This window comes from Shewanella sp. 4t3-1-2LB (genome assembly GCF_017368415.1).
Lineage (GTDB): Bacteria > Pseudomonadota > Gammaproteobacteria > Enterobacterales > Shewanellaceae > Shewanella > Shewanella fodinae.
On the sequence record NZ_JAFNJD010000048.1, the window covers coordinates 25,657 to 37,688 of the forward strand.

General features: G+C 48.6%; 12 protein-coding genes. 6 read left to right on the plus strand and 6 right to left on the minus strand.

All coding sequences use genetic code 11. The annotated features are described in order from the left end of the window. The first annotated feature begins 264 nt into the window (after positions 1 to 264). Together J3L11_RS15765 and J3L11_RS15770 are read left to right on the plus strand one after the other, a co-directional pair. Positions 265 to 1,638: a class I adenylate-forming enzyme family protein gene (locus J3L11_RS15765; protein WP_207571625.1), complete on the plus strand. Its 1,374-nt coding sequence runs from the start codon at positions 265 to 267 to the stop codon at positions 1,636 to 1,638. A 219-nt stretch (positions 1,639 to 1,857) separates the two neighbouring features. After that, positions 1,858 to 2,184 (plus strand): rhodanese-like domain-containing protein, encoded by a 327-nt coding sequence (locus tag J3L11_RS15770; RefSeq protein WP_207571626.1) that lies wholly within the window; start codon positions 1,858 to 1,860, stop codon positions 2,182 to 2,184. Between the two features lie 74 nt (positions 2,185 to 2,258). Here the strand turns inward: J3L11_RS15770 and J3L11_RS15775 are convergent, their stop codons facing one another. The 4 genes from J3L11_RS15775 to J3L11_RS15790 all read right to left on the minus strand — a co-directional run bounded on the left by J3L11_RS15775 (position 2,259) and on the right by J3L11_RS15790 (position 5,258). Beyond that, positions 2,259 to 2,852: an FMN-dependent NADH-azoreductase gene (locus tag J3L11_RS15775; protein WP_133039986.1), complete on the minus strand. Its 594-nt coding sequence runs from the start codon at positions 2,850 to 2,852 to the stop codon at positions 2,259 to 2,261. A gap of 144 nt (positions 2,853 to 2,996) precedes the next feature. Beyond that, positions 2,997 to 3,434: a D-aminoacyl-tRNA deacylase gene (gene dtd, locus J3L11_RS15780; RefSeq protein WP_207571627.1), complete on the minus strand. Its 438-nt coding sequence runs from the start codon at positions 3,432 to 3,434 to the stop codon at positions 2,997 to 2,999. Then, a complete protein-coding gene (locus J3L11_RS15785) occupies positions 3,431 to 4,372 on the minus strand; it encodes an alpha/beta fold hydrolase (protein ID WP_207571628.1) in 942 nt (313 codons plus the stop codon). The genes dtd and J3L11_RS15785 overlap by 4 nt, the downstream gene beginning before the upstream one ends. Beyond that, on the minus strand, positions 4,359 to 5,258 hold the full coding sequence (locus tag J3L11_RS15790; protein WP_207571629.1) for a virulence factor BrkB family protein: 900 nt from the start codon (positions 5,256 to 5,258) through the stop codon (positions 4,359 to 4,361). Before J3L11_RS15790 ends, J3L11_RS15785 begins: the two co-directional genes overlap by 14 nt. 108 nt (positions 5,259 to 5,366) lie before the next feature. Here J3L11_RS15790 and J3L11_RS15795 point away from each other — a divergent pair, with 108 nt between their 5' ends. Together J3L11_RS15795 and J3L11_RS15800 are read left to right on the plus strand one after the other, a co-directional pair. Continuing rightward, complete coding sequence (locus J3L11_RS15795) at positions 5,367 to 5,585, plus strand: hypothetical protein (RefSeq protein WP_133039990.1); 219 nt, start codon at positions 5,367 to 5,369, stop codon at positions 5,583 to 5,585. 17 nt (positions 5,586 to 5,602) lie between these two features. Continuing rightward, complete coding sequence (locus tag J3L11_RS15800) at positions 5,603 to 6,247, plus strand: DUF2959 domain-containing protein (protein ID WP_133039991.1); 645 nt, start codon at positions 5,603 to 5,605, stop codon at positions 6,245 to 6,247. On the opposite strand, the gene J3L11_RS15805 is transcribed toward J3L11_RS15800, so the two are convergent. Next, positions 6,232 to 7,668, minus strand: coding sequence for an MFS transporter (locus J3L11_RS15805; protein ID WP_133039992.1), 1,437 nt, complete (start codon positions 7,666 to 7,668; stop codon positions 6,232 to 6,234). The two genes, J3L11_RS15800 and J3L11_RS15805, sit on opposite strands and share 16 nt — an antisense overlap. A 139-nt stretch (positions 7,669 to 7,807) precedes the next feature. Here J3L11_RS15805 and J3L11_RS15810 point away from each other — a divergent pair, with 139 nt between their 5' ends. Then, on the plus strand, positions 7,808 to 8,458 hold the full coding sequence (locus J3L11_RS15810; protein ID WP_207571630.1) for a metalloregulator ArsR/SmtB family transcription factor: 651 nt from the start codon (positions 7,808 to 7,810) through the stop codon (positions 8,456 to 8,458). Between the two features lie 93 nt (positions 8,459 to 8,551). On the opposite strand, the gene J3L11_RS15815 is transcribed toward J3L11_RS15810, so the two are convergent. Beyond that, entirely contained in the window at positions 8,552 to 9,910 is a 1,359-nt protein-coding gene (locus J3L11_RS15815) for a diguanylate cyclase (protein ID WP_207571631.1), read from the minus strand. 266 nt (positions 9,911 to 10,176) lie between these two features. Here J3L11_RS15815 and J3L11_RS15820 point away from each other — a divergent pair, with 266 nt between their 5' ends. Further along, complete coding sequence (locus J3L11_RS15820; RefSeq protein WP_207571632.1) at positions 10,177 to 11,388, plus strand: 4Fe-4S binding protein; 1,212 nt, start codon at positions 10,177 to 10,179, stop codon at positions 11,386 to 11,388. Positions 11,389 to 12,032 lie beyond the last annotated feature (644 nt).

Here is a 12,032-nt window from a genome sequence, read left to right on the forward strand (position 1 = left end):
AGTGCTTCGATAGCATAGAGAAGGGCTAAAAATTAGTGGTTTGATGTCAAGAGAGCAATTCTCCAAAGCCCTGAGGATCTCCCTACAATCTGGTAACCGCCGGGGAATTAAATCAATAAGTGAAAGAGTTTAATCCAGCGCCTTGTTCTCACTTTGGATAATATAACAGGAATAAATCGCCAACGAGAAAGCCTGTTAAGGCAATACAGCAGTGAATGATTGTGATACCAACACTTTTGGCTGAGTAGATCGTAAGAGACCGTTATGACAGAGCTACTGAAATCCTGGTTGAGCCAGGGTCCATCCGGACATCAACTGATCAGCTTCAACCATCACGATATTGTAACGGGGGAGCGGTTTGCCACCCAAGTCCATCATCTGCATAAACAGCTGGTTGCGAGTGGTGAACAGCGCTGGCTGCTTGCCTGTGATAGCAGTGACCAATTTGCCGTTGGGCTGTGTGCCGCGCTGCTAGCGGGAAAGCAACTGATCCTGCCAGCGAATACTCAATCCGGCACGCTCAGTGAGCTCGCCCATAAATTTGATGCGGTATTGGCCCCTCAGCCTTTGTGTGAAGGTAAGTCATTCCTTGCGCTGGAAAAAGAGTTTAGTCAGCCGCTAGCGCCATGGCCGCAACTCCCCACGGACAGCGATTTTGGTGAACTGATACTGTTCACCTCTGGTTCTAGCGGTTCCCCCAAAGCGGTCCGCAAAACACTAAGGCAACTCGATGCCGAAGTGACAGTGCTGGAACAAACGTTTGCCAAGCACTTACCACATTGCAGCGTGATCGCTACTGTCAGCCACCAGCATATTTATGGTCTACTCTTTAAAATTCTGTGGCCTTTAGCAGCCAGCCGCCCATTTCTATCAGATTTGGTGGAATACTCGGAAACCTTGGGCTATTACACTGCGCTATTTCCTAATTTGTGTCTGGTCAGTAGCCCGGCACAACTGTCGCTCTTAGCAGATGCCCTGGGGGTTGAACGGCAAATCCATACACCTAGTCTTATTTTCAGCTCCGGTGGCCCATTATCGCTGGAAACGGCTCAAAACATTCGTCAATGCTATGGCAGCCTGCCGATTGAAGTGTATGGCACGACTGAAACTGGTGGTATTGGCTATCGCCGTCAGCATAGCGTAAAGACGCTATGGCGAGCGTTTGCCCCCATGGTACTAGATGTTGATCCAACAGATAATGCACTGCTGTTAAGATCACCCTATCTAGAGAATGACCAAGTCTTACGCTGTGAAGATAAAATCATGCTGGTGGATAAAGATTTGTTCCGGCTAGAGGGAAGACTCGACCGCACGGTGAAAATCGAAGAAAAGCGGTTGTCGCTGACCCAGATGGAAGGGCTATTGAATAGCCATCCTTGGGTACAACGGAGTCATCTGGTATTGCTGGAAGCGCCAAGTCAACAATTAGGAGCGATAGTGGAGTTATCAGACTACGGTAAACAGCAACTGGCGGCGGAAGAGAAACTCAGTATCAACAATGGATTGAAAGCTCACTTACTGACTCAGTTTGAACGCGTTACCCTACCACGCCACTGGCTCTATGTTGATAAAATCCCAACAAACCCCGAGGGCAAATTGCTGCGACAGGAAATATTACAGCTGTTCAACCATGATTAAAGCACTATTCCCCCAAGAATATTAGAAGAGCGCCAAAACACCAGTTCGTTGGAACAAGGGGTGCCTTTAAATAGTCACTGTATTTTAGCCACTGACATCGCTGATTTTCCGCGTCTGGCATGGGTAGCTTTGTCGTTATAGATTGTTTTTCATACAACTTGTGATTCACAAAACATTAGATTAATCTTATTAAATTAAATCTAATGATTAAGGAATTCTATGTTGCAATCCGCACTTTCCCGCTACTCCGGCATTGTAGCTGCCAACACCTGTTGGGAGCTGATCCGCCAAGGTGCCCAGATATTAGACGTGCGTTCCCCGGCTGAATTTGCACAAGGCCACTTGTCGCAAGCCGTTAACGTACCGCTGAACCAGATGGACACTTGGATTAAGCAACAGCAAAACCAGCAACAACCATTTGTGCTTTATTGTGCCGCTGGCATTCGGGCACAAATGGGCTGTGATATTTTACGCGCTAATGGTTTTGGTTGTGCTGTTAATGGCGGTTCGTTACAAGACTTGTTGTACAGTCAACCAGCGGCCTAATAAAAAAGCCCCGGGACTTAGCCGGGGCCGCATAACTTTACGGTAACGCTATCACGGAAAATGACCGCTGACCGTTACACTGAAAGCTTATCAATGGCCGCTTTGGCATTTGCAATGCCTTGGTCATGCGCTTCATCACCCATGTTCAGCGCTTCAGCATAAACCACATCCACGTTAGTGATCCCGATAAAGCCTAAGAAAGTCTGCAGATATGGCACCACAAAATCCACGGCAGAACCTTTATGAATACCACCGCGAGTAGTCACGATAACCGCGCGTTTACCGGTTAACAAACCTTCTGCACCAGACGCGGTGTAACGGAAAGTCACGCCAGCGCGCGCAACCAGATCAATCCAGGCTTTTAGTTGCACCGGGATGGTGAAGTTGTACATAGGAGCCGCAATCACCAGCGTATCGCTATCTTTGATCTCTTTAACCAGCTTATCAGACAGCGCCAGAATATCCTGCTGACGAGGAGTCAGATTATCACCGCCGCGTAAACCGCCAGCCAGCTCCCCATCAAGCACAGGCAGGGCTTCTTCCGCCAGGTCACGCACATTGAGAGTCGCACCCTTTTCTTTCCAGGATGCTGCCAGGTAATCCAGCAACAGTCCTGACTGTGAATAGCCACCGAGAATGCTGGATTTCAATACTAAAACCTTACTCATAATTCACTCCGCTGTTTTTGGATAATGGCTTGGGGAACACTCCCTAAGTTGATGGAGCCAGTTTATAGGCAGATAAATTAGATAAAAAGCGGATAAAATATGAGATTTTTTTCGATTAAATAGAAAAATAGTGGCGGTAATAAGCTACGCCTGCAGACTAAAAGTCACTGGGCCATCGTTGATCAGGGCCACCTGCATGTCAGCCGCAAAACTACCAGTCTCTACCTGTATTCCAGCATCGCGACAGTAACAAATGAAAGCCTGATACAACTCGTCAGCCTTAGCTGGTACTGCGGCACTAGAGAAACTAGGGCGTAACCCACGGCTGGTATCGGCCGCCAAGGTAAATTGCGACACAACCAATAAACTGCCACCAACCTGCGCAACATTGAGATTCATCTTGCCCTGTTCATCGCTGAATACCCGGTAATGCATCACCTTATGTGCCAATTTGGCCACAGTGGCTGCGTCGTCCTGGTGCTCAACCCCCAGCAGTACCAACAGCCCTTTACCAATGCGGCCTGTCACTTGTTCGTCGACGGTCACACTCGCCTGTGTCACCCGTTGGATCAACGCTATCACTCAGTCACTCCTGTTGTCATTAATGGCTCAATATTGTCGGCCATTTGTGCGATGGCAGCAATTACCGCCTGTTGCATCCTAGTGTCCAGCAACGAATGATGCCCACCACGAATAAGTTGCAACGTAACAGAAGGTTGCTGTTCGGCTAGCAGTTGCTGCAATAAAAAAGTCGGGCATACCCAATCCTCTTCTCCCTGCAGCAACTGCGTTGATTGCGGCCAACGTTTGAGTGTGGCACGCATCAAGGTATAGGCTTCGAAGTAATGATTACAGGCAAAATGATTTTCTATCAATGCACTACTGCGCTCAGCCATTGAATAGTCTGCAGGTAATAATGTCCAAGGATGCGCCAGAATTCGTTCCCAACGACACCACGCAGCAACCGCACGCTCTTCGGTTTGTAACGCCTGCGCATATGCTTGTAATAATTCAGTTTCACTTGCGCCACTGACAGCATCCCGCCAACCACGGTAATCAACAGGGAAACGTTTGGCGGCGCCCTGACTACCATAGAGCCAACTACGGCCAGCCGTTGAAGGCACAAATACGCCCCAGTAACACTGCGCTAGTATTGTTTGCGGACACAGTCCACCATAGATAAGCCCCAGAGTTGCACCGAATGACCCACCGGCCAAGCACCAGCGTTCAAGTCCCAACCAATGCCGTAAGCGTTCAATATCGGTCAGCAGGTGCAATACATCGTTATGAACCAACCAGCCTGAAGGTTGCGACTGACCGGCACCACGCTGATCCAACAACAGCACCCGGAAACGCTGCAGATCAAACAGCGCCAAATCGCTGGTATGACAACCACTGCCTGGGCCGCCATGGAGAAACAGCAGCGGAATGCCATCAGGATTGCCATATTGCAACAGATGTAACAGGTGACCATCGCCGACATCCAGCCATTGCCGTGATAGCGGTTCAACGCGGCTCATCGTGAGAATCATCGCTGTCCGCAACCCGTTGCAGCGTTTGCAGATACTCAGGTAAAGACGCGGTTATCTCTGCCCCTAACAACACTATCATCCACGACAGATAAACCCACAGGAACAGAATAGGAATGGTTGCCAGCGCACCATAAATGGCTTCATAGGTTGGAAAATGGGTCACGTAAAAAGCGAAGCCCTTTTTACCCGCTTCAAACAGCAAAGCAGCAACAATTGCGCCCAGCAACGCGTGTAACAACTGCACTTTTTGGTTTGGGACGACTGTGTATAGCAGTAAAAAGGTCGCCACAGAAAACAGAAAAGGTAAACGAGCCACAAAAAACGCACCGACTCCGTAAGTATCGGCTTCATTAAAGATCTTCAGCGATACCACATAAGAGGTCGCCGCCAAGCTGGCACCAATCAGGATGGGGCCTAATGTCAGGATCATCCAGTACATGGAGAATGACAGCACCAGTGGCCGTTTGGTGCGATTGCCCCAGATATAGTTCAGCGCCTTATCGATCGCCGAGATCAGCATTATCGCCACCACCATCAAGGCCCCAATACCAATGGCGGTGCCCTTGGAAGCATTGCCAACAAACTGGTTAATATACACCTGTACCGTGTCGCCAGCGGCGGGAAGAAAATTCTGATAGATAAAATTTTCTATCTCTTTACGAACCCCTTTAAATACCGGGAAAGCAGACAACATTGACATGGTCACTGCCACCATAGGTACCAGCGACAACAAGGTAACGTAAGCTAGGTGACCGGCGCGGATGTTAATTTGATCATTCAAAACGCGGCTTTTGACGTGCAGAACATAACGCCAAATGCTACGGACAATAGCCGAGGTTCTTTGCAAACTTAACTGAGATTTCACAGTGATCATGATTGTTGGATGACTTATGTTGATATCTTCGTACAATAACAAACAGATTACAAAATCCCGGCATAAAAAGCGCCTGGCATTTTATATCGGAAACTGAGGAGATATTTGATGGCACAACAAGGATCTGCTGGCAACGTTATTGCAGCGCTAGTAAATGTCTTTTTCCCAGGATTAGGACAACTGATTCAAGGACGTATTCTGGCAGCATTGCTGTTTTTCGTTATCACAGTCGTAGGATATTCCCTGTGGTGGCTAGTCGTGCCACCGATAATCGGGGCGATTGCCCATCTATGGAGCATCATTGATGCGGCCAAATTTCGAGCCTGAATATAGGGGAACGCCTGATGAAAGTATTAATTAGCAGCAGTCTGATAAGCCTGATGTTACTGCTGGGAGGTTGTCAGTCTGCCTACTATGGCGCCATGGAAAAAATGGGGTATCACAAGCGCGATATCATGGTAGATCGCGTCAAAGATGCTCAAGCATCTCAGCAAGACGCACAAAAGCAGTTCAGCTCTGCGTTAGCCGAGATGCAAGCGCTACTGCACCACGATGGCGGAGACTTAGAAGAAGCCTATAACAAAGCCAAAGACGAATATGAATCAGCGCAATCAGCGGCGGATAAAGTCAGCGATCGCATCAATAAAGTGGAAAGCGTAGCGGATGCACTTTTTGATGAATGGCAGGATGAAATCGGTGAAATCAGCAAAGCCAGCCTTCGCCAGAAGAGCCAGAGTAAGTTGAATCAAACACAAAAGTCCTACACGCAGATGCTTAAAAGCATGCGCCGCGCCGAAAGTAAAATGGCCCCGGTACTGACGGCCATGAAGGACAACATGCTCTTCCTAAAACACAATCTCAACGCTCAGACCATTGCCTCGATTAAAGGCGAGTTTGCTAACCTGCAAACCGATATTTCATCGTTGATGAAAGAGATGAACCGTTCCATTGATGAATCCAATAAATTCATCGCTCACATGGAGCCTTGAGACACTGGCGGCAGATGAGTATTGCGGCGTTTTTTCACCGCCTGCAAAGCGGTGAAAACGCCTAGCCCAGATGGAATAATAAAGGACAAAAATAGCCAGAATGCCGCATTACCGGTCGCGCCAGGTTCAGCACTGTTAACACCTGCAAGATTAGCTACGGTTCCAGCCAGTGCAGCCCCCAACGCTGCGGCAAAAGATTGCACCAGTGTAATCGAGGCCCCGGCGGTTTCTTTCTCCTGCGCATCGGCCAGTTGTAATACATGGGTCAACAGATGAGGCCAGCCCAGACCAATACCGAAGCCAGCCATTGTCAGGCCCAAAATAATACCGCTCAAGTTGAACCACGATGGACCGAAAACCGCCGGAACGGATGCCAACAATAACAGTAGTCCAACTGCCAGAATAGCTGGGCCAGAGATAATCGACTGATTGACACGGTGCCCCGTCCAGCCCGAACTGGTCATTTCACTCAACGTCCAGCCAGCAGCGGCCGCTGCGGTAATGTAACCAGCGGCCAATGGGGCCTGCCCGTGCAGATGTTGTAGCATATAAGGCACGTAGATTTCACAGCTCAGCCCTACCATCAGCAACGTCATCGTCATATACAACCAGCACAACGGTGAGGAAAGTGAGAGCGCATTACGCGGCAACAGGCGAACCTTGGCGGTAAATTCCTGCTGGCGCAATAACAACATCATTAGCATGACAACTACAATGGCACCAAGATTCACCCAACCATGCACCGACAAACTCCCCGCCGACACCACCAGCACCGCGCTGGTCAGTAAAATCAGTTGTGTCAGTGGAAGAGGATCTGCCGACGATGATTTTACCTGTTGCGCCGGTAAAGTACGCCACACTAATCCCCCAAACAACAGGGTCACCGGCACCAGCAGGCCGAAAGCATAACGCCATGCATGCAGCTGAGCAAAAATGCCGCCAATCGCCGGACCGACTAACGTCGCAATGCCCCACATAGCAGAAATTAGTGCCATCGCACGTGGCCACAGCGATTCTTTAAATACCAGGTTGATCATGGCGTAGGAGAGTGCGAACAGAAACCCTCCGCCTAATCCTTGAATCGCTCGCCCCAGCAACAGCATCTGCATAGTGGGTGCCATGGCGCATAACGCCGAGCCAACCATGAAGATACTAGTTGCAGTCAGATAACTGCCGCGAGGCCCCGCTTTACGCATCAGGTGTGCCGACAGTGCCGCACCAAGAATCGAACAGACCACAAACAATGTCATATTCCACGCATACCACGCCAAACCGCCAATATCCTGCACAACAGAGGGTAAAATAGTGATGACGATATAACTGTTGGTGGCATACAACGCCACGCCAGCGCTAAGCGCAACCGCACTGCCTCGGTTCTTGTCACTGAATAACTCGCTCCAACCGCTTTGATGCTCTGACATACCTAAATCCCTTTGTATCGCTGGAACACCAGCCTTGTTGTGGTGCATCACGAATATGGTAATATTAAACAAGAAATATCTTGGAATACTAAATCAAGGGCAATCTAAAGCCTGTGGAGACAATATGTCAGGAAATAACTTGGAAAATTCAAATGAAGTGCATCACAACACAATAAAACCAAGTGTTGCAGAGCGATTGCTGCTACTGCTTAAAACGCGAGGAGAAATGCAAGCCAGTGATGCAGGGAATATTCTGGGCACCACTAGCGAAGCCGCCCGCCAGCAGTTTGTTAAGCTAGCGAAAGAGCAACTGGTTGAAGCAAAATCTGTGTCACAGGGTGTTGGCCGTCCGGTGCAGTATTGGAAACTCACTGCGCAGGGTCATGCTCGCTTTCCAGATGCTCACGCCGATCTAACCGTACAACTGCTTACGCTGATCCGCTCGTCATTAGGTGAACAGGCATTAGATAAGCTGATCTCTGGCCGCGAGGCATTAACCCGTGATAGCTATCAGCAAGCGATGATAGGTGCAACAACACTACAAGAGCGTTTACAGCGACTGACAGAAATCCGCACCCGCGAAGGCTATATGGCAGATTGGCAACAAGTAGATGATGGTAGCTTTCTGTTGCTCGAAAATCATTGTCCGATTTGCGCTGCGGCAGCCACTTGCCAAGGGTTTTGTCGTGCAGAACGAGAAGTGTTTAGTGCCGTACTCGGGGCTAACGTCGAACGTACCGAGCATATTCTGCAAGGTGCTCGCCGCTGCGCCTATCGCATCTGGTTATAACGAGCTGTTATTGATGAGTTGGCGGTATTTAGTGGATTTAAGCGAGAGCTAGCAACGAAATCTTGGTCTCAGCTGATAACTTTTTAATTGGCGTTATCTCATCTCGCATTGTCGGTGTTGTTGTTTATCTGTATACATGGCGCGATCAGCAATATGGAGTAACTCCTCAATATTATCGGCATCTACCGGATAACAAGCTGAGCCCATACTCATCTGTATTGGCAGAGTAATCCCCTGCCAAACAAAGTCCGGTGCGCAAACCTGAGTCATTATTTTTTGCTGAATTGCAAGAACGCTATTGGTATCAGAGATCCGTGGCAAGATCACCAAAAATTCATCACCGCCGATCCGCGCTACCATGTCGCTTCCCCGCAACTCCCGTTCAAGCCGGGTAGCAATTTCTATCAGCAAGGCATCACCAGCCACATGACCGAATGTGTCGTTAATCTGTTTAAAGTTATTCAAATCAATATTAAGGATGCAAAAATAGCTACCATGTTTCTGCAATTTATCTAGCATCTGTATCGCCCGGCGCCGATTACTGATCTTGGTCAGCACATCCTCATAAGAGTAGCGACGAGCATTGCGATAGGCATTGAGCAGCAAAATAACCGCTATAAACAATACCGCTGAAAGCGTGTAACCCAACAAGCGCACGAGGTTACTACGCAACCACAGTTCCCAAGACTTGCTCGGCTTGGCCATGATGGCTAACTGCCAAGTACCACTCACCAGATTCACCGTCTCCGTGCGCAGCGGCTTGGTAAACACTTGAGGCTCGCCATAGAACACTGCGCCTTGTAATCCCTGTCCATCAACGCCACGCATTGCCAGTTCAATATCGGTGGGGAATGAGTCACTGCCAGCATCGTGCAGCAATCTGTTCCAATCAAGGACGATACTGCAGACGCCCCAATACTGGGTATTGAAAGGTGGATCAGCAAAAATCGGAATACGTGCAATAATCCCTTCTCCGCCCTGCAATAAGCGCTGTGGTCCCGCAACAAAAATGTTTTGTTGTTCGCGGGCTAGCTGCACGGTACGCCATTGCTCTGGTTTCTCTCGAAAATCCAAGCCCAGGACCTTTTCATTGCCGGCCAGAGGAAAAACAAAACTGATAACATCGTTGGGGGCTACTGCAATATTACGGATATGGATAGCTTTGCGACTGATATCCCGAGCCAATGGCAGCCATTGTTGTGGTGTCGAGTGCGGACTCACCGAGATATAAGATGCCAGCGCATTGGCCTGAAAGATCTCCGAGGAGACAGAAGCCTCTAGACGATAGCGTACCAATGCCAATTGCCGTGACAAATCGCCTGCGCGATCTTCCGTGATATCTCGGCTGTAGCTGCGTTGCAGATACTCTACTACTTCATAAGTAGTATAAAAATAAAATAATACCAACAAAAACCAGAGCGCTTTGCTAATGATTTTTCTATAGTTCCGCATCGGTACCCCAATAAATAAATTACATAATTTTAACATATCCGTTTCAGCGGGAATAGCGGAATATCATTGTCACGTCACGCTATGACAGGATTTTTAATGTCTTATTTTAGCTTTTTCTGGACTATCCATCTGTGTGAGTCGGCACACGAATTTTCGCTAACAGATTAACGTTGTTGGATCTGGCGCACAAATCCTACAAATCAGATGCAACTATCTAACGACCACACTTTCACAATAAGCACAGACTTTCAGATGTAGGAAATCAAATGACTATCACCGAATCCGTCACCTTGATGTTGGCACTCCTTTATGGTGCCAGTCAGTTGTGGTGGGCGGGTAAACGTTATGGTGCTGTTGCTGCAGCAGTGTCTTTACTAATAGCATTAGCAATCAGTGCCAGTCCGGTGCTGTTGGCAGGTACGCTGTTGGCAATTGCTGGCTTGGCATTACTACAGTGGCGCAAACCAGCCCTCGCCAAGGGCGATGTACGGATCAATGAATTACGCGCTGCTTGCCAACACTTTATCGCATTGGCGCTGTTGATTGTTGCGGTGCAATACACCATAAATAGCCTAATGCTTAAAGCCGGAATGACGCCTGTGGTCAGTCGTCCCAACGTGGTAGACGCGTTTCTACCAATAGCCGGAGCTATTGAAGTTAAGGGCATTGTGTCGCTAGGGCTGTGGGATCAAACCCATCCCGCAGCAGCGATTATGTTGGGAATAGTGTTACTCACTGGCATATTATGCAAACGGGCATTCTGTGGCTGGGCCTGCCCTATCGGACTGGCCGGAGAGCAGTTGTATCGGCTGCGGAAACGTTTTGTCAAAGAAGAGCTGATGCCGCCAAGATGGCTTGACTGGCCGCTCCGTATGCTTAAGTACCTTTTATTAGCCGCTTTCATCTACTTGGTTGTTGGGATGCCAGCGATGGGAATTCCCAATTATTTGCAAGGCAGCTACCATAAAATTGCCGACCTCAAGATGGCACTGTTCTTTCTTACGCCTGGATTGATCACCTTATGCTGCTTTGCCTTAATTCTGATGATTGCTTCATGGCGGCGTCAGGGATTTTGTCGCTATCTGTGTCCTTATGGTGCCATCCTTGGACTACTGAGTTTCCTGAGCCCTCTGAAAATCCGCCGAAATCATTCCGCTTGTTTGCTGAGCAAAGGCATGAAATGTGACAAGTGTACCCGGGCCTGCCCAGCTAATATTATTGTTCACACTAAAACAACCGTTCGTAGCGACGAGTGCCAGGCCTGTATGCGTTGTGTTGCTGCCTGTCCTAAGAAAGAAGCACTTGGTTTTGCGTTACCGGGCAATCATGCAGTGTCTGCACGCTCACTGATGCTGGGGGTACTCACCATCATGTTCTTTCTGCCGCTTATAGCGTGGCTCCTGGGTTATTGGGACAGCCAAACCCCAGATGCGGTCAGAATGCAGTTGCTACAAATGATCGACCATGTAGGTCATTGATCCTACTGAAACGGAACAGGCTTACCCTTCGGTAGGCCTGTACAAAACGCCTCAACGTTAAGCAGACAATGGAGCAACGCCGTAACCCAGAGTGGCTTAACCCTATGGCACCCAACACCCAGTATAGTTAAGCCTGAAGGCAAGCTTCATCGCCACCGTTAGCGGAAAACTCTCTATTATAGCAAAATCAACGTGCCTAACATCTAGAACAAAGGTTGCAGGTGAACATACGCCAAAACGCTACAAAGCGGATAAAGCCACACAACGCCCGCGGAGCATATAGTGTTACCAGTTTTATCTCCTCAATAGTGTGACGAACACAAAGCCGTCATGAGTGGCAGGCATGAAGGCCATTCAAATCCGTCAGCCATAAAGCTCAGAAATGCTTACCGCTGTTGCTCTCTTCAATTAGTCATCTTAGCCGTTTTGTCATACGCACTGATATTAACAACAAATTTGTGATACACCCCTCATTTTACCACACTATTAGTATGGGTAATTTTGTCGCAGTTACCGTTTAACCGCGCCGTTAGCCACCTTGGCCTTGTCACAAAAAGAGATCCATGTCACATATGATTGGTTGTAAATCCATTTATGGACAATTTTACCATTTATGAATGGTCATTTTGTCTTTACCATTAATC

Bases quoted from the DNA above. Each gene is read 5' to 3' on its own strand.
- J3L11_RS15820 (WP_207571632.1), top strand. From the start codon at position 10,177: ATGACTATCACCGAATCCGTCACCTTGATGTTGGCACTCCTTTATGGT.
- J3L11_RS15800 (WP_133039991.1), top strand. From the start codon at position 5,603: ATGAAAGTATTAATTAGCAGCAGTCTGATAAGCCTGATGTTACTGCTG.
- J3L11_RS15775 (WP_133039986.1), bottom strand. From the start codon at position 2,852: ATGAGTAAGGTTTTAGTATTGAAATCCAGCATTCTCGGTGGCTATTCA.
- J3L11_RS15770 (WP_207571626.1), top strand. From the start codon at position 1,858: ATGTTGCAATCCGCACTTTCCCGCTACTCCGGCATTGTAGCTGCCAAC.
- J3L11_RS15815 (WP_207571631.1), bottom strand. From the start codon at position 9,910: ATGCGGAACTATAGAAAAATCATTAGCAAAGCGCTCTGGTTTTTGTTG.
- J3L11_RS15785 (WP_207571628.1), bottom strand. From the start codon at position 4,372: ATGAGCCGCGTTGAACCGCTATCACGGCAATGGCTGGATGTCGGCGAT.
- J3L11_RS15790 (WP_207571629.1), bottom strand. From the start codon at position 5,258: ATGATCACTGTGAAATCTCAGTTAAGTTTGCAAAGAACCTCGGCTATT.
- J3L11_RS15795 (WP_133039990.1), top strand. From the start codon at position 5,367: ATGGCACAACAAGGATCTGCTGGCAACGTTATTGCAGCGCTAGTAAAT.
- J3L11_RS15805 (WP_133039992.1), bottom strand. From the start codon at position 7,668: ATGTCAGAGCATCAAAGCGGTTGGAGCGAGTTATTCAGTGACAAGAAC.
- J3L11_RS15765 (WP_207571625.1), top strand. From the start codon at position 265: ATGACAGAGCTACTGAAATCCTGGTTGAGCCAGGGTCCATCCGGACAT.